Annotated in this window: 13 protein-coding genes; 1 reads left to right on the forward strand and 12 read right to left on the reverse strand. The window is 52.4% G+C overall.

Annotation, left to right across the window (positions count from 1 at the left end):
- Positions 1-6: 6 nt before the first annotated feature.
- From AB1I67_RS15885 to AB1I67_RS15930, 10 genes are all read right to left on the reverse strand, one after another.
- Positions 7-1,782, reverse strand: a complete 1,776-nt coding sequence (locus AB1I67_RS15885) for an HlyD family efflux transporter periplasmic adaptor subunit (protein ID WP_367030864.1) — start codon at positions 1,780-1,782, stop codon at positions 7-9.
- Positions 1,783-1,797: 15 nt separating this feature from the next.
- A complete protein-coding gene (locus tag AB1I67_RS15890) occupies positions 1,798-2,922 on the reverse strand; it encodes an S-layer homology domain-containing protein (RefSeq protein WP_367030865.1) in 1,125 nt (374 codons plus the stop codon).
- A gap of 247 nt (positions 2,923-3,169) precedes the next feature.
- Positions 3,170-3,640: a methylglyoxal synthase gene (locus AB1I67_RS15895; RefSeq protein ID WP_367030867.1), complete on the reverse strand. Its 471-nt coding sequence runs from the start codon at positions 3,638-3,640 to the stop codon at positions 3,170-3,172.
- A gap of 103 nt (positions 3,641-3,743) precedes the next feature.
- The gene (gene yihA / locus AB1I67_RS15900; protein WP_367030868.1) at positions 3,744-4,331 is read right to left on the reverse strand and encodes a ribosome biogenesis GTP-binding protein YihA/YsxC; all 588 of its coding nucleotides are present in this window, start codon (positions 4,329-4,331) and stop codon (positions 3,744-3,746) included.
- A 24-nt stretch (positions 4,332-4,355) separates the two neighbouring features.
- Complete coding sequence (lon, locus tag AB1I67_RS15905) at positions 4,356-6,665, reverse strand: endopeptidase La (protein WP_367030869.1); 2,310 nt, start codon at positions 6,663-6,665, stop codon at positions 4,356-4,358.
- Between the two features lie 75 nt (positions 6,666-6,740).
- Positions 6,741-8,042, reverse strand: a complete 1,302-nt coding sequence (gene clpX / locus AB1I67_RS15910; RefSeq protein ID WP_367030870.1) for an ATP-dependent Clp protease ATP-binding subunit ClpX — start codon at positions 8,040-8,042, stop codon at positions 6,741-6,743.
- 48 nt (positions 8,043-8,090) lie between these two features.
- A complete protein-coding gene (gene clpP / locus AB1I67_RS15915; protein ID WP_367030871.1) occupies positions 8,091-8,672 on the reverse strand; it encodes an ATP-dependent Clp endopeptidase proteolytic subunit ClpP in 582 nt (193 codons plus the stop codon).
- A gap of 193 nt (positions 8,673-8,865) precedes the next feature.
- Entirely contained in the window at positions 8,866-10,152 is a 1,287-nt protein-coding gene (tig, locus tag AB1I67_RS15920) for a trigger factor (protein ID WP_367030872.1), read from the reverse strand.
- Positions 10,153-10,248: 96 nt separating this feature from the next.
- Positions 10,249-13,209, reverse strand: coding sequence for an EAL domain-containing protein (locus AB1I67_RS15925; RefSeq protein WP_367030873.1), 2,961 nt, complete (start codon positions 13,207-13,209; stop codon positions 10,249-10,251).
- Positions 13,210-13,215: 6 nt separating this feature from the next.
- Positions 13,216-14,655: an extracellular solute-binding protein gene (locus AB1I67_RS15930; protein WP_367030874.1), complete on the reverse strand. Its 1,440-nt coding sequence runs from the start codon at positions 14,653-14,655 to the stop codon at positions 13,216-13,218.
- A gap of 150 nt (positions 14,656-14,805) precedes the next feature.
- On the opposite strand from AB1I67_RS15930, the gene AB1I67_RS15935 reads away from it, so the two are divergent.
- On the forward strand, positions 14,806-15,276 hold the full coding sequence (locus AB1I67_RS15935) for a CYTH domain-containing protein (protein WP_367030875.1): 471 nt from the start codon (positions 14,806-14,808) through the stop codon (positions 15,274-15,276).
- 129 nt (positions 15,277-15,405) lie between these two features.
- Here the strand turns inward: AB1I67_RS15935 and AB1I67_RS15940 are convergent, their stop codons facing one another.
- Positions 15,406-15,633: a hypothetical protein gene (locus tag AB1I67_RS15940; protein ID WP_367030877.1), complete on the reverse strand. Its 228-nt coding sequence runs from the start codon at positions 15,631-15,633 to the stop codon at positions 15,406-15,408.
- Between the two features lie 144 nt (positions 15,634-15,777).
- A complete protein-coding gene (locus tag AB1I67_RS15945; protein ID WP_367030878.1) occupies positions 15,778-16,764 on the reverse strand; it encodes a beta-methylgalactoside transporter in 987 nt (328 codons plus the stop codon).
- Positions 16,765-16,768 lie beyond the last annotated feature (4 nt).

The raw sequence follows: 16,768 nt of genomic DNA on the forward strand, positions 1-16,768 counted from the left end.
TTGTTCTTAAGGCATACCGCCGCCCTGGCTACCTCTGCCGCCCTGGCCGCCGCCGGGAGCTCCACCGCCCTGACTGCCGGGTGCGCCGCCACCCTGGCTTCCGGGTGCGCCCATCACGCCCATCTGGAACATGGAAGCATTATTTTTAGAGGACTCAGACACATAGATCACATCCCCCTCCGACAGCCCGCTCAATATCTGGACGTAGCTGTCACTGGTCAGCCCGGTCTCTACCTCCACGGCCTTAAAGCCTGCCGGAACACCGCCCTGGGCCTCCGTCGCCGTATCATCCTTCACGTACACCCGGTTCCCCCTCATCAGGGAATCCACCGGGATCATCAGAGTATCCTCTGCTTCATCCAGAATGATAACCCCGTCCACATTCATACCCGGAAGCAGGTCCCCCACTTCATCCAGGGTAACAGTCACCGGGTAATTGGTGACTCCGTTAGACTGGGAGCTCTCCAGGCTGATATTGGTGACCGTGCCGGTAAATGTTTTTCCCTCGACCGCATCTGCGGTCACCTTCACCTTCTGCCCGACCTTCACCTTCCGAACGTCCAGCTCGTCTACAGACATTTGGAAGGTCACCTCTGACAGGTCATAGATGACCGCCATGGTGGCTGCGGTACTTCCGGAGCTTTTGCTGATATTATCCCCCGCTTTTACGCTCTTGGTGATAACCTGCCCGGAGATCGGCGCTGTGATGGTGTAATTGTCGTAGCTGTCCTGAGTAGAATCCACCTTGCTCTGTGCCGATTCCACCTTTTCCTGTGCAGAGTCCACAGCATCCTTGAAGCTGCGCAGGATATCCTCCACATCCTTACTTTTGATCCGGAATATGGGCGTGCCGACTGTCACATAATCCCCCTCATGTACCAGAAGCGCCTCCACCTCCACGCCGCTGCCGCCTGACAGCTCCGCCTGCATTGTGGTATTGGTGATCGGCTCAAAGCTGCCCTCCAGGGCGCTCAAAAATCCTCCAATATTGACCACGCCCGTATGACTTGTGGTCAACCCTCCGGGATTGGCCACCTCCAGGGTCACATACCGCACCATCCGTCCTCCGTCCAGCACCTCATCCATATTGCTGACCGCAGTCACTACGCCTGCAAGCTGCTCCTCCGTATCTGCCAGGGTAATGACCCCCTGGTTCCCAACCCCGATGAGCGCCGCCTCGCCGGACAGAAACGGCGCTTTCACCTTCATGATCTGGTCGTTGTATATATCTGCCAGACTGGTATTGGAGCTGACCTTGTCACCCACATCGATGTTTAACTTCTGTATAAAGCCGGTCCGGGTGGATTTATAAGTATTCCCGCTGTAATCACTCTGAGCTTCCTGGTAATCCTCCAGGGCCTGCTGGTAGCTGTTATTGGCCCGCTGCAGGGAGTTGTTTGCTGAGGTGACTTCTGATTCCATGGAGGAAACATCGATCTGGTAGAGCACCTGATCCTTTACAACCTGATCCCCCTCCTCAAAATCCGCCGATACCACCTCTCCCTCCACCAGGGACGTGATGCTGTAGGTATCCTTTGGGGAAATAGTGCCCGAAGAGGTCAGCTCCGAAGTCAAGGTCCCCCTCGTCACCACAGATGTATTTTTTGCCTCCGCTTCAGCGCCGGCCTGCTTTGCTTTTCTGGAATAATTCTGCCAGAACAGGGCGCCCCCGATCACTGCGATCAACAACACACCTGTCAAAAAGATCCATTTCCCGCTTTTACCGTTCTTCCTGCGCTTTGCCGGTGTTTTTGCGTCCTGATTCTTGTTCTGCTTCCACATGGTTTCGCTCTCCTGTTAATCTTCCACATAGTCAATCACGGTGTAGGTCACATCTCCCTCGGCGTTCGTAGTCTTTTCGCAGATCAGGGTCACCGTATCCCCCACGCGCAGAGAACCGTAGACAGAAAATGCAAACTGCATCTCTGAATTGCCCAGCTTGAACTCCTGGTCCTCATCACCGTCCAAATATACCGATGTGGGCGTCATCACGTCCGTTGAATTATAGTAAATGCTGGTGACCTCCCCCCGCACGGCACAGCGCCCGTTCTGCACGCCATCCCCGTCGTCGTCCGCCACATACGCCCACACGGTCTTCGCCGACTGGTTGTAGTAGATCACCACGTAGCTGCCAGACAGCACACTCTTTAAGGAATCATACGAAGATGCTTCCCCGTCAATAAAAATACTCGCCTCCTGCACATTGAACGGAATATAGTTGCCCAGCTGATGGCCCTTGGGAATCAGCTTCGGTCCCTTCAGGCTGGAATCCGCCAGCCCGATGGGATTGATCTCCCCGTCAGAATTGACCTCACATCCAAGCACGGTGGCATATACCTTCCCTCCGGATTTCATCTCCGTCTTGAGAAGATTATAAAACAGGTTTACGCAGTCGGTTTTTGTGAGAACCTCCGCTGGCTGCCGGTCCAGGTCCTCATTCAGATCCAGAGAGTAGAACAGGGACATCCGCGCACCGGATACATCCCCGGTAAAATCCTCATCTGTATACCCCAGCAGCGCCAGTACGCCGCGTACGGCCTCCTTCAGTGTGACAGGCTGGTCCGGCCGAAACTGTCCGCCCAGATAGCCGACCATCCATTTCTGCTCTGCAGCGATCCGGATGCTCGCCGCATTTTCGTTCTCCGCCGGCACATCTGCATATACCGATACCTGGCTTGCGGACGGCAGGTAATCCCGATACGTCGATGCGCCAACCAGCATTTTGGCAAATTCTCCCCGCGTCACCTGCCGGTCCATGTCCGTGCTGGTATTAGCCATGATACCGGAAATGCCGATCACCCGCTTCCGGTAATCCAGGTTGCTGGTGTTGGCCCTGGCCGTTACCGGCGCTGCCGCCACAGACACCACTGCCATAGCTGCAGTCACGAATGCCATAGCTGCCGCAGTCTCTCTCTGATTCATACATCAAACTCCTTTCGGAACTTCTGTTTTTATTGTTTTTTATACTTTAACAGAATTTTGTGTTAAATTTGTGAGGATTTTCCAGTGACAGAGCGAAAAATTGTGAGGATTTTGTGAGAATTAAAATGATCATAAGAAGATGAGTTCCTGAAAAAACAAAAGAAGCATCCTGTAAGATCAAATAGAAATGACTTTACAAAATGCTTCCTGAGTATATATCGCAGATACTGCAGCCTGGCAAGCCCTTTTACAGGGTCCTGGCGCGCTCCGCAATGCTTCTTTTAAAGTTGACCACTTCATGCTGATAATCCGTATTCATGAACTCCGAGGTGATCATGAAATCGGCTGTCGCCTTGTTGATCGCCATAGGGATATCATAAACCTGAGCGATACGCATCAGCGCCTTGACATCCGGATCGTGAGGCTGCGCCGTCAGCGGATCGGAGAAGAACACCACAAAATCAATGACTCCCTCCACGATCTTGGCGCCGATCTGCTGGTCGCCGCCCAGCGGGCCGCTGTTGTACCCCTTGACCGTGAGCCCGGCCTGATCCGTGATCATCCTGGCTGTCGTCCCGGTACCGTAGAGGTTGTGATGCTTTAAGACCGCATAGTGCTCCTTGCACCATTCGATCAGTTTTGGCTTCTCGTTGTCATGGGCGATCAGCGCAATATCCTTCCTGGGGCCTATGGTAAATGTAATGTATTCGTCTGACATAATCTCATCTCCTTTTTAACGGGATAACCTTCCCCGCTTTCTGTAACATACCACGCCTGGAAGTATCTTACAAGTAAAATTTCTGTAAACTGGCCATATCAGACTAGATTTTCGCCATCCTCTCGATCAGCTCCCAGATCTCGTCACGGCCCTGTTTGGTCTCGGCGGAAAACGGGATCACGATACCGTCCTTTTCCACGCCCAATCCCTCCCGCACCATCTTCACATGCTTGCTGACCTGGCTGCGCTTTAACTTATCCAGCTTGGTCGCCACGATCACCGGATGGTAACCGTTTGACACGATCCAGTCATACATCAGCTTGTCGTTGGATGACGGCTCGTGGCGGATGTCGATCAACAGAAACACGCATTTTAGCATGGCGGAATTTTTTAAATACCGCTCGATCATCTTGCCCCACTTGGCCTTCACCTCCACAGATACCTTGGCATAACCATATCCGGGCAGATCTACATAATAAAACGCATCGTTGATATTATAAAAATTGATCGTCTGGGTCTTGCCCGGCTGTGAGGAGGTCCTGGCAAGGGACTTCCGGTTCATCAGCGCATTGATCAGGGAGGACTTGCCCACGTTTGACTTGCCTGCAAAGGCAAATTCCGGGCAGGTGTTCTCCGGCAGCGTGCTGGTAATGCCGCAGACCGTCTCCAGTTCCACTTTTTTGATAACCATATTCAGTTCCTCTCCCGCCGGGCTCTATACCAGCGCTTCCTTAAGCACCTCTTCCATATTTTTCACGAAAATAATAGTAAGGCCGCCGGTGATCTCCTTTGACAGCTCCGCAATATCGGATCGGTTCTTATCCGGCACCAGCACCGTCTTCATGTGTGCCATCTTTGCCGCCAGGATCTTCTCCTTTAAGCCGCCAATAGGCAGGACACGCCCGTGCAGAGTGATCTCCCCTGTCATGGCCAGCTTGGCATTCACCTTGCGGTCCACCACTGCTGACAGCATGGCGGTCGCCATGGTAATGCCTGCGGACGGACCGTCCTTGGGCACCGCGCCCTCAGGAATGTGGATATGGATGTCATGATGCTCGAAATAATCATCAGCAACCTGATACTGAGGGCATACGGACCGGACATAAGTCAGGGCAGTCTGGGCAGATTCCTTCATCACATCGCCCATCTGTCCGGTCAGCTTAAGCTCGCCTTTTCCAGGCATCACATTGACCTCGATCTGCAGGGTATCGCCCCCCACGCTGGTCCAGGCCAGGCCGCGGACGATCCCGACCTCATCCTCCTCATTGGCGTCCTCAAAGGTGACCTTCTCTTTGCCTAAGTATTTCTCCAGGCTGTTCTCCGTCACCCTGATGACTTTCTTTTTATTCTCCAAAAACTCCCGCGCTGCCTTACGGCAGATATCCCCGATGCGGCGTTCCAGATTGCGGACGCCGGCTTCCCGGGTGTAATTATGGATGATCTTCTTTAAAGCGCCGTCCGAAAACGTCACCTGCTCCTCCGTCAGCCCGTTGCGCTCCAGCTGTTTTCCCAGCAGATAGTTGCGGGCAATGTGGAACTTCTCGTTCTCCGTATAGCTGCCCACCTCGATGACCTCCATACGGTCCAGGAGAGGTCCTGGTATGGTCTGGGTCGTATTGGCTGTAGCGATGAACAGTACGTTCGACAGGTTGATGGGCACCTCCACGTAGTGGTCGCGGAACTTGACGTTCTGCTCCCCGTCCAGCACCTCTAAGAGCGCAGAGGAGGTGTCTCCCTTATAATCGCTGCTGACCTTGTCGATCTCATCAAGCAGAAGCAGCGGGTTTGAAACCCCTGCCTGTCTGAGTCCGTCCACCAGACGTCCCGGCATGGCTCCCACATAGGTTTTCCGGTGACCACGGATCTCAGCCTCGTCCCGGACGCCGCCCAGGCTGATGCGGACGTATTTTTTATTCAATGCCCGTGCCACAGAACGGGCGATGGAGGTCTTGCCGGTCCCTGGAGGGCCCACCAGACAGATGATCGGGCTGCTGCCTTTTTTCGTAAGGATACGGACAGCCAGATATTCCAGCACCCGTTCCTTGACCTTCTCAAGGCCATAATGGTCTTCTTCCAGGATCTCCTCCGCATGTTTTAGATCATTGTTGTCCTTAGAGACCTTATTCCAGGGCAGCTCTAAAAGGGTCTCTATGTATGTGCGCAGCACATTGCCCTCCTGGCTTCCGCCCGGCAGTCCTTTAAACCGGTCGATCTCTTTTTTCAGCTTGTCCTTGACTTCCTTATCCGCCTTCAGGCTCTTTAGCTGCTTTTCATATTCGTCTGCATCGGACACCGGGTCCTCTCCCAGCTCCTCGCGGATGATCTTCATCTGTTCCCGCAGGATGTATTCCTTCTGGTTCTGGTCGATGCTCTCCTTGACCTTGTCCTGGAACTCCTTTCGGATGCGGGAGATCTCGATCTCATTGACCAGATTGGACACCAGCACCTCATAGCGCTCTGACGCGCTTCCAGCGTCTAAATACTCCTGGCGCACGGTATAGTCCCAGGGAAGCTCGCTTGCAAGCTGGAGCATCAAGGTTTCCAGGTCATTGCCCATCAGGATGTTGGGCAGCACCTCCTTGGCAAACTTGGGATGCTGGCGGCCGTACTCCTCCGCCTTATCCTTCAGGACCCGCGTCATCGCCTCTCCTGTCACATAATCCACATCCGGTTCCCGGACTCCTGTCTCAAGGACCTCTCCGATCAGGGCAGGCTCCTCCGAATCCAGGGCCAGCAGCTCCGCGCGGCCCATACCTTCCACCATGACACGCACAATCCCGCCCGGCATCTTTACAAGCTGCTTGATATGGGCAACCGTGCCCACATGGTAAAGCTGGTCCAGATCCGGATTCTGGTCATCCGGGTTCAGCTGTGTGACCAGACAGATCTTCTGATCGCTGACCATGGCTTTCTCCACAGCCGCCACCGACTTGGCGCGGCTGATATCAAAACTCACCGTCATATGCGGGAGGACCGTCAGTCCCCTCAGCGCTATGACCGGCATTGTCATAATTGTATCTTCCATCCATATCCTCCTAAAATTTCCTATGTGTAAAAACGCGAAATGGGAGCTTCCGCCCCCATCTCATCCGTCAAATCGTCAGGCGATCTCGCCTGGTTTCTCTTTTTTCAGTCTCTGGGAGAGTGTTTTGCGCGGCACAGCCGTATCACGATATACCAGCTCCGCCTCCCCTGTCTTATCCACCACTTCTTTTGTAATGGTACAGATGCCTACGTTGCTGTCGGATGGGATCTCATACATCAGATCCATCATGACAGATTCCAGAATGGAACGCAGGCCCCTGGCGCCGGTCTTCCTCTCCACGGCGAGCCTTGCAACTTCCTCAAGCGCTTCCTCCGTAAACTCCAGCTTCACATCATCCAGCTCAAACAGCTTCTGGTACTGCTTTAACAGGGCATTCTTCGGCTCCGACAGAATCTTCACCAGAGCTTTCTCATCCAGAAGATCCAGGGATACGGTCACCGGCACACGCCCGATGAATTCCGGGATCAGTCCAAACTTCACCAGATCCTGCGGCTCCGCCTTGCGCAGAAGCTCGTCGATATCCGTCTTGTTCTTATCCACCACCTCGGCGTTGAACCCGATGGAACCGGCGCTCAAGCGGCTCTCAATGATCTTCTCCAGCCCGTCAAAGGCGCCTCCGCAGATAAACAGGATGTTGGTGGTATCAATCTGTAAAAGTTCCTGGTGAGGATGCTTCCTGCCGCCCTGAGGCGGAACGCTTGCCACCGTGCCCTCCAGGATCTTAAGGAGCGCCTGCTGTACTCCCTCGCCCGATACATCACGGGTGATGGATACATTCTCGGATTTCTTGGTGATCTTGTCTATCTCGTCAATATATATGATTCCATACTCCGCTTTACTGATATCGTAATCTGCCGACTGGATCAGCTTCAGCAGGATATTCTCCACATCCTCGCCCACATATCCGGCCTCCGTCAGGGCCGTGGCGTCTGCGATGGCAAACGGCACGTTCAGCACCTTCGCAAGGGTCTGGGCCAGGTAGGTCTTGCCGGAACCGGTGGGTCCCAGCAGCAGGATATTGCTCTTTTGTACGTCCACATCCAGGTTCTTCCCGGAGGTGATACGTTTATAGTGATTATATACGGCTACAGACAGGACTTTCTTGGCTGCATCCTGTCCAATGACATAATCGTCCAGGAACGCCTTGATCTCCTTTGGTTTGAGCAGGTTAATGCTGTCCAGATCCGGTCCGCTCTCCTCGTGCTCGTCAAATTCTTCCTCCAGAATCTCCGCACAAAGATCAATACATTCATCACAAATGTAAACATTGTTGGACCCGGCGATCAGCTTTTTCACCTGATCCTGGCTCTTTCCGCAGAATGAGCATCTGACTCTGTCATCTATTCTGTTCGGCATGTCGGTATCCCTCTATCCTTTCTTTTTGCTGCTGCAAAGACGGACGGCCTAGTGATGGGTCAGGATCTTATCGATCAGGCCATACTTCACCGCTTCCTCCGCAGTCATGTAGTTATCACGCTCCGTATCACGGCAGATAACCTCGTACGGCTGTCCGGTATTGGCAGCCAGAATCTCGTTTAATTTCTTCTTCGTCTGTAAGATCTTCTCTGCAACGATCTGGATCTCCGTCGCCTGGCCCTGTGCCCCGCCGGAAGGCTGATGGATCATCACCTCAGCGTTGGGAAGCGCAAAACGTTTGCCCTTGGCGCCTCCTGCCAGTAAGAATGCGCCCATGCTGGCGGCCATCCCGATACACACGGTAGACACATCACTCTTGATGTAGTTCATGGTATCATAGATCGCCATGCCTGCGGTCACAGAACCGCCCGGGCTGTTAATATATAAATTAATATCCTTGCCCGGGTCCTCGGACTCCAGGAACAGAAGCTGCGCTACCACCAGGCTGGCGGATACATCAGTCACTTCTTCTCCAAGGAAAATAATTCTCTCTTTTAATAATCGGGAAAAAATATCGTAGGAACGTTCACCTCTGCTGGTTGACTCAATAACATAGGGTATTAATGCCATCGTCGAATCCTCCTGTCATCTTGTTGACATTCAGCAAAAGGTACGGAGCCCGCGCCTTCTGCCGACATGAATATAAGTGCGGATTCCCGGCTGAACCGGAAATCCACACCCTGTTATACTTTCCAATTATAACCATAATTATTCAGGACGGCTATCTTTTTGTATGGCCGCCGTCCTGAACAGTTATTGTAAATTAAACTAATTTTGCTTCTGCAACAAGGAAGTCAACTGCTTCCTGAACCGCTAAGTCTTCCTTCATCTGCTTTAAGCCTTCCTCTCCTACGATCTCCCTGATCTTCTCAGGCTCCATCTTATAGGATTCGGACATCTTCCTGATCTCAGCCTCTACAGCCTCCTCAGAAGCCTCCAGGCCCTCTGCCGCCACAACTGCTTCCAGTACCAGACGGGTGCGGATCCTTCTCTCAGCCTGCGGACGCATCTGCTCCTGCATCTGCTCCATGGTGCTGCCGGTAAACTGCATATACTGCTCCAGGCTGATGCCCTGGCTCTGCATTCTGTGGGCATAATCCTCGATCATGTTGCGGACCTGCAGATCGATCATCGGCTCCGGGATATCCATAGATGCATTGTCAACTACCTTCTGAACGACGTTGTTCTCGTTCTCGGTGGTAGCCTGCTGCTGCTTGGTCTCTGCAAGCTTTGCTTTGACGTCAGCCTTATACTCATCCAGAGTCTCAAACTCGGAAACCTCACCAGCGAACTCATCGTTCAGCTCCGGAAGCTCTTTTACCTTGATCTCTTTTACTTTTACCTTGAACACTGCGGGCTTGCCAGCCAGCTCTTCTGCGTGATACTCAGCCGGGAAGGTCACATTCACTTCCACGTCTTCGCCGAGGTTCTTGCCGATCAGCTGATCCTCAAAGGTATCAATAAAGGAATGAGAACCGATGGTCAGCGGATAATCCGTGGCCTTGCCTCCATCAAACGGCACGCCGTCCACAAATCCCTCGAAATCGATCACAGTTTGGTCGCCGTCTGCAACCGGACGGTCCTCGATGCTCACCAGTCTGGAGTTCTGCTCCTGGACCTTCTTAAGCTCTGCATCTACATCTGCATCGGTCACTTCCGGTTTCGCCTTCTCTACCTCGATGCCCTTGTACTCGCCTAAGGTCACCTCCGGTTTCACTGCTACGGTAGCGGTGTAGATAAATGCTTTGCCCTTCTCTACCTGATCCACTCCGATCTCCGGTCTGGAAACGATATCCAGTCCGCTCTCCTCCATCGCCTGCGCATAGGTGGAATCGATCGCTTCATTGATCGCATCCTCGTAAAGCACACCGACGCCATACATCTTCTCAACCATCGCCTGAGGCGCTTTGCCCTTGCGGAAGCCCGGGATGTTGAATCTGCTTTTATTCTTGTTATAGGAAGTTTTAAGAGCTGCTTCAAACTGCTCTGCCGGTACTTCTACGGTTAATTTCGCCATGTTCTTTTCTAGCTTTTCTACTTGTAAACTCATTTTATGGGTTCCTCCTTAAATCTATGTATGGTCGTCACGGCAGGGCGCCACACTTCAATGTACCATTATATCATAGTGTTTCAGTAATTACCAGTCCTATTTTTTTGATAATTCCCGCATTTTTTCAACCACATAGGGGTTCAGCGGCCGGATCTCCACCTCCGGACGAGCCAGATAGTATCCCTGGAACAGATCCACATGCATTTCCATCAGGGTTTCCAACTCCTCCAAGTTCTCCACGCCCTCCGCTACTACCAGGATATTCCTGGCATGGCTGTATTCGATCAGGTTCTCCGCTATGGCCCGGCGGTTTGCATCCTGATCGATATTCCGGATCAGCTCCATATCCAGCTTCACGATATCCGGATGCAGGTGCAGCATGGTGCTTTCCGTACTGTATCCTGCTCCGAAATCATCCAGCGCGATCAGGCCGCCCCATCTGTGTATGGTAGAGATTTTGATGTTCATGGCCTTTTCATTGACCTGTTCCGTCTCAGTCATCTCCAGGACCACCCTGTGCATCAGTTCCGGATAGGAAACCTCCAGCCTTTCGATCTGCCAGTCCGTCAGCACCGTGCTGGCAATGGAATTGATGAAGAAACGGCATTTTTCATCAAAAAGCTCCTTTCGGTCCTGCACCCACTGCATGGCATAAAACCAGGTCAATTCCTCAAACTGCGGCAGCTTCGCCTGGGCTTTTGCCAGATTTAAAACCTCCTGTATGTTCTTAAAGCTCTTAAGCCTCGGACGCATCAACGCTTCGTATCCATAGATACTGCCGTCCCGGGACACGATCGGCTGCAGCGCAAATTTGACATTGCTGTTTTCCAGAAGGCGGTTCAGCTCCTCTTTTCCTGAAAGCAGGTATGAATTCTCGTGATAGGTCTGAATGTCAAACTCCTGCACGATCCCCTTGATACTGTGCTTTGCCATGTACATGGCAAAGTCCGCATACCGTACCAGAGTGTCCAGCTCCCGCGCCTGATCCGGGTACCAGACCATGCCTGCAGATGCCCTCAGCGGGATCCGGTCTCCACCCGGGACCTCCAGTGTCACGGTCTTAAGCTGCTCCATAAATGCCCTTACACGGCTCCGCAGCGTTTTCTCGCTGCCGTTATAAAGCAGCGCCATGAATTCATCTCCCGCATGGCGCTCTACCACAGCGCCATCTGTCTCCAATGTTCTCAGATAATCTGCAAACAGCTGTATATACCGGTCCCCTGTCTCATGCCCGTAGGTATCGTTGACATATTTTAGATTGTCCAGATCCCACATGACCAGAGCTGCGATCCCCATCTTCTGTTTGTGCAGGATGATCTCCACCAGCTCCCGGAACGCCCGCCGGTTGTAAATACCGGTCAGGAGGTCATAATTGCGCTCCTGCTCCAGCTTGTGGCGGGTCTCCATATCAGCTGTCACATCAGAGAGGACTCCCGTCACATTGCCGTGGGGGGATCTGACCAGTTTCATGCGCACATACCGGTGCCGCCCGTCCTTCTCCAGGTAATAGATCTTCCCATCTTCATCCTCGTCCGCTTCCACAAGGAGCTGCATCATACTCTGAAATTCGCCGGATCCCAGGTAGGCGTATGGCTCTTCCGTCCTGTCCACCCATAAAAGCCGGAACAGAGAGCGGCTGCAGAAGTACCGTTCCGTATCTTTTAAATATTCAAACACACCGATGGAGACTCCGGATGCTTCCAGTATCCGGGATATCCGGGAGGCAGATTCCGCCACATCTGCACTGAGGCTTTCAATGGCATCGATCAGCTCATCTACCTCGCTGATCTTCGTCTTCTTCAGCCGTATTTTCTGTCCGATCTCCGCCGAACGCAGCTCCCCGATCAGCTTCTGGATCGGACCTGCCACCAGGTTGCCTGCCAGCATGGTCGCAAGGATCCCGAGAAGCAGGCTGACGATCATGGACAGCATCAGGGTATTGCGGATCTGATTGTAGAAGTTCATCAGAGTAGATTCCTGCTGGACCTGCACAAGCAGCCATTCCTCCTGCTCAAACGGTGCATTGCGGTTATAGATCCCCATAGGGACCATGGCTGCATACCACAGATCTCCATTCCGGTCCGTCACCACGCCGATCTGCTCCTGCTCTGCAAGCTCATAACTAAGCGCATTCTTTTTGCCAAAATACCGGTCATAGACTGCACCGCTGGTCACAACCGGCTCCAATATCCGGGTACCTCTTTCCCTTTTGGCAAGGATCAGCGCCCTGTCCACAGATCCGGCCAGACTGTCTACATCCATGATCTTCCTCACATGGTTATCCAGCATATCCCCGCCGATCACCCCGACCGTGGTGCCGTCGTCGAGGACCAGCGGGATCGAATAGCTGATCCCTGCCGCCTCCTGGCGTCCCTGCGGGGACTGGCTGCCCAGATATCCATAGTTGCTGACGTCATGGACATCGATCTTCATATCTGCGGTACAGTTATATGGTTTGAAATAATAGCTGTCTGACGGGTCCGACTCATCCAGGGTAAAGCCCAGCTTCCAGTGGCTCTCCAGTGCGATCCCATAGCCTTTAGAGATGGAGGGCAGTCCTCTTACCAGCAGAAGATCCGAATTGTCCGCCGCATAGCTGCTGGAATCCAAATCGCTGATATAGACTCCGGCCTTCTCCTCTGGCGAGCCATTGTCAGAGGCGGGACCATCCAAGATCAGATATACACCGTTGCCGTAACTGCGATGAAGCAGATCGATCATCTGCGGCATCACATCATATACGATGGCACGGTTCAGCGCCGGATCCGTTTTGATATCGGATACGCCCTTCCCTTCCTTTATGAGGACCTGCTGGATTGCATCCCGGACGGCCACTGAGCTGTAGATATCATTCATCCAGTGCTGAACAACCTCCCGCTCCAGGTTCAGTTCACTGTTTTCCGTATTCTGACGAAAAATATCAATGGCGTTGGTGCGCAGGCTGACAGACACGTCGCCGCGCAGTATAAACACCGACAATACAGCGGTCTGGATCAGCAGGATGGCTGCAAACGGGATCAACAGCCTGAATTTTAAAGATTTCGTTTTTGTTTTCATAAGCCATTAATTGATGGAGTTCAGTTTTTGATAAGTGTCTTCATACCATTCTTCAAAGTGTTCCTCTGTTGAAAACTGGCTGACAGCCTCCGCTTCCTCCATACCAGATGCCACCAGGGCCTTGACGGCCTCCCTGTCGCTTTTTGCAAGATCTGCCATAGTCGTATTTAAAACTGCCCGCGCACCATTGCCGTTCTTAAATGGCTTGGTCGTATACATCTGATACTCCTGCGCTTCCTGAATCCCAACAAGCAGCGTTTCCTTCAGGACATCAGAGATATCCATCTCTCTTTCCGCGATCATCTTTTCCAAAAACGCCTCATCATTGGCTTTCTTTTTCACTGGCAGGTAACCGGCGCCTGCCGAAAAATCCAGGTTTTCCTCTTCTGAGGTAAACCATTTTAAAAATGTCACCGCCGCGCGCTCCACAGGCTCCTCCGACTTAAACAGGACCATACCCGCCCCCTGCTGTACGGCACATGGCTCAGTCCCCTCAAAATTCGGCAGGGGCAGAACTTTACAGGTGATATCATACGTAGTACCATCCTCATAAGTCACAGCCTCCGGCGTATAAGGCGAACCACTGGTTGAACCCACATAGGCGATCAGGCTGCCCGTCTTTAAATCATCACTCCGGAACTTTCCTTCTGCCAGATAATGCCCCTGAATAAAAGGAACATAATAATTGTCCCACAGCCTGCGCATGGTGTCCTTATCAAAATCCAGTACCGGCCTTCCATCCTCGATCCGGTAGATCTCGTGTCCCAGCTGCCTGCTTCCGATCAACATATAATTGGCAAAGGCATCCCGGCCGAAAAATGCCTTGCCATCCCCCGGCTCCTCGCTCTGGCTGTCAGTCCACTGATAATAGCTCTCTGCCACCGCTGCAATCCCTTCCCAGGTGGAAAGGTCCTCAAAATCCGCACCGGTCGCCTCCGCAAAGGGCTCCCATGCCGTCAGATTAAGTGTCAGGACCTCTGTGGATTTTGCTGTTGGGAATATCTTTAAGGTGTCTTTTGCCTCAAATCTCCCCTCATCAATGTAGCCATCCACATATTCATCGATCTCCTCCTGCGTCAGATAAGGCTTCATGTCTGCAAGCAGTCCCATCTCGTTCAGCTCAAATGCCGTGTCTGCATAAGAAGAACAGATGACCGGGAGCGCTTCTGCCCCCACCTTGTTGTCCACACTGTCCTTCACATTCTGGACAAGCTCATCGATGGCGCCCTTGCTGACCGCCTCCACGATGATGTTCTCCTCCTGTCCCACAGTATCGTTAAACTGCTGTACCAGTCCGTCAAACTTCTCCTTCTGCGCGCCGTTATAATAATTCCATACAGTCACCATCACAGGAGCCTCCTGCTTTTTAGAGGCCATCCCGCAGCCGCTAAGCAGGACCGTCATCCCTCCTGCTACAAGTAAAATTCCCCTTCCAAACTTTTTCATCTATATCCTCCCGCAAATTGAACAATTTCCAAATTCTGCATATTTAGCTTATATCATACCACATTTCAGAAAAAAAAACTTTATATTTTTACGCATTTCCGGTATATTCTTTAATAACGAATAAGTTTAAAACTGAAAAGAGGAATAGAAATGGAAATTGAACGCAAATATCTGGTACAGTCGCCTCCCGCAGACTATGAAACCTGGCCATTCCACCAGATTGAACAGGCCTATCTCAATACAGAACCGGTCATCCGGATCCGCAGGGAGGACGAGTCCTTCTACATGACCTACAAATCAAAAGGGCTTTTAGCCCGGGAGGAATACAACCTTCCGCTCACAAAAGCAGCTTACGACCACCTTCTCCCAAAAGCAGACGGCATCATCCTGACCAAAAAGCGCTACTTAAAACCCATAGACGGCACAGAACTGACCATTGAGCTGGATATTTTCTCCGGAGCATATGAGGGCCTTATGCTGGCAGAAGTAGAATTCCCCTCCTTAGAGGCGGCAGAAAACTTCACACCCCCGGACTGGTTCGGCGAGGATGTGACCCTGTCCGGAAAGTACCAGAACAGCCGCCTCAGCCTCGGCTCCCTCTCCCCGGAATCCGGCAGCTGAAACCAGCTCTGCCCCCAGGAAAACCATACACAAAACGGACAGAAAACAGTCCGGCGCAAGCCGGCGTTTTCTGTCCGTTTCTTCTCTCATATCCTTCATTTACCGCCTCAGTTCAGACGACATACACCATCAGCGGTTCAGCAGCCCAAGCACCACCACAACCACCAGCAAAGCCAGCAGCCCTCCGATGATGATATCCATCTGCTTCAAAGTCAGCGGAATATGGTCATACATCCGTTCCTTAGGAGGCAGGCTGGCCCGGTACTCCTTAAGCCTCTGATTCTCCTCCCGAAGCCGCTTATTCTCCAGCTCCAGCTCCGAAAGCCCCTCATCCAAAGTCTTTCTCTCATCTGCCATAAAACTACGCTCCTCACCTCACTACCGAGAAAACCTTCCCGCAATTTGGCCCGTGAAACCGTCGAACGGGCGGGCACTGGAAGAACCTGTCCGCCTGTGCCCGCCTGCCACTTTACCTCACGGCCAAATTGCCGCGCCAAAATTTTACTTTTTAGCAATATACTTCCGGATATCCAGCGCGATCGCCACGATGATAACGATACCCTGTACAATATACTGGTAGTTGGTCTGAATCCCAAGGAACTGCATGGAAGATTTCAGCAGCTCAAATACCAGAACACCGATGACTACGCCTGAGATACGTCCGATACCGCCGTTTACAGATACACCGCCGATGGTACATGCGGCGATCGCCTCCAGCTCGTAGCCCTGGCCCATGTTAACGCTGGCGCCGCCGGCCTTTGCTCCTAACAGGAAACCTGCGATCGCATAGAGAGCTGCTGCGGTAACGTAGATGATGATCTTTGTCTTCTTTACATTTACGCCGGATACCTCAGCCGCTGCCTCATTTCCGCCGATTGCGTACATGTATTTGCCGTGACGGGTATAGTTATAAACAAACCACATGATCAGGCCGATCACGATCGCAATGATAAACATGTAAGGAAGCTGTCCGAACAGCTTACCGGTCGCGATCACTGTATAAGCCTTGCGGTAGCCGCCCAGAGGGGTTGCATTGGTGTAAACCAGGCAGATACCGTATACCATAAGCTGCATGCCCAGGGTGCCGATGAATGCCGGTACGTTTAAGTAAGCGATAACAATACCGTTGATCAAACCGAATATACAGCAGATCAGGATACAGAACAGCAGTACGCCGACCACCGGCATATCGCCCAGGTTCGGGAAGAACTTGCCGCTGTAATCAGATGCCTGCAGCAGAGTACCGGCGATACAGGAAGCAAGGCCCACCATACGTCCTGCTGACAGGTCCGTACCTTTTGTGATCAGACATCCGCTGACACCGAATGCGATGATAACACGGGCAGCCGTATTTACGGAAATATTGGACAGGTTGTTAAAGGAAAAGAAATTATCCTTTGTAATACCGGTAACCAGGACCAGTAAAAGCAGTACTATGATGATGCCGTTGTCCAGCAAAATCTTCTTGATATCTACGCTCTTTTTCATCTTC

Source organism: Clostridium sp. AN503 (assembly GCF_040719375.1).
Classification (GTDB): Bacteria; Bacillota; Clostridia; order Lachnospirales; family Lachnospiraceae; genus Brotaphodocola.

Excerpts from the sequence above, each read along its gene's own strand:
- AB1I67_RS15885 (WP_367030864.1), bottom strand. The coding sequence starts at position 1,782 with ATGTGGAAGCAGAACAAGAATCAGGACGCAAAAACACCGGCAAAGCGC.
- AB1I67_RS15890 (WP_367030865.1), bottom strand. The coding sequence starts at position 2,922 with ATGAATCAGAGAGAGACTGCGGCAGCTATGGCATTCGTGACTGCAGCT.
- AB1I67_RS15895 (WP_367030867.1), bottom strand. The coding sequence starts at position 3,640 with ATGTCAGACGAATACATTACATTTACCATAGGCCCCAGGAAGGATATT.
- yihA (WP_367030868.1), bottom strand. The coding sequence starts at position 4,331 with ATGGTTATCAAAAAAGTGGAACTGGAGACGGTCTGCGGCATTACCAGC.
- lon (WP_367030869.1), bottom strand. The coding sequence starts at position 6,665 with ATGGAAGATACAATTATGACAATGCCGGTCATAGCGCTGAGGGGACTG.
- clpX (WP_367030870.1), bottom strand. The coding sequence starts at position 8,042 with ATGCCGAACAGAATAGATGACAGAGTCAGATGCTCATTCTGCGGAAAG.
- clpP (WP_367030871.1), bottom strand. The coding sequence starts at position 8,672 with ATGGCATTAATACCCTATGTTATTGAGTCAACCAGCAGAGGTGAACGT.
- tig (WP_367030872.1), bottom strand. The coding sequence starts at position 10,152 with ATGAGTTTACAAGTAGAAAAGCTAGAAAAGAACATGGCGAAATTAACC.
- AB1I67_RS15925 (WP_367030873.1), bottom strand. The coding sequence starts at position 13,209 with ATGAAAACAAAAACGAAATCTTTAAAATTCAGGCTGTTGATCCCGTTT.
- AB1I67_RS15930 (WP_367030874.1), bottom strand. The coding sequence starts at position 14,655 with ATGAAAAAGTTTGGAAGGGGAATTTTACTTGTAGCAGGAGGGATGACG.
- AB1I67_RS15935 (WP_367030875.1), top strand. The coding sequence starts at position 14,806 with ATGGAAATTGAACGCAAATATCTGGTACAGTCGCCTCCCGCAGACTAT.
- AB1I67_RS15940 (WP_367030877.1), bottom strand. The coding sequence starts at position 15,633 with ATGGCAGATGAGAGAAAGACTTTGGATGAGGGGCTTTCGGAGCTGGAG.
- AB1I67_RS15945 (WP_367030878.1), bottom strand. The coding sequence starts at position 16,764 with ATGAAAAAGAGCGTAGATATCAAGAAGATTTTGCTGGACAACGGCATC.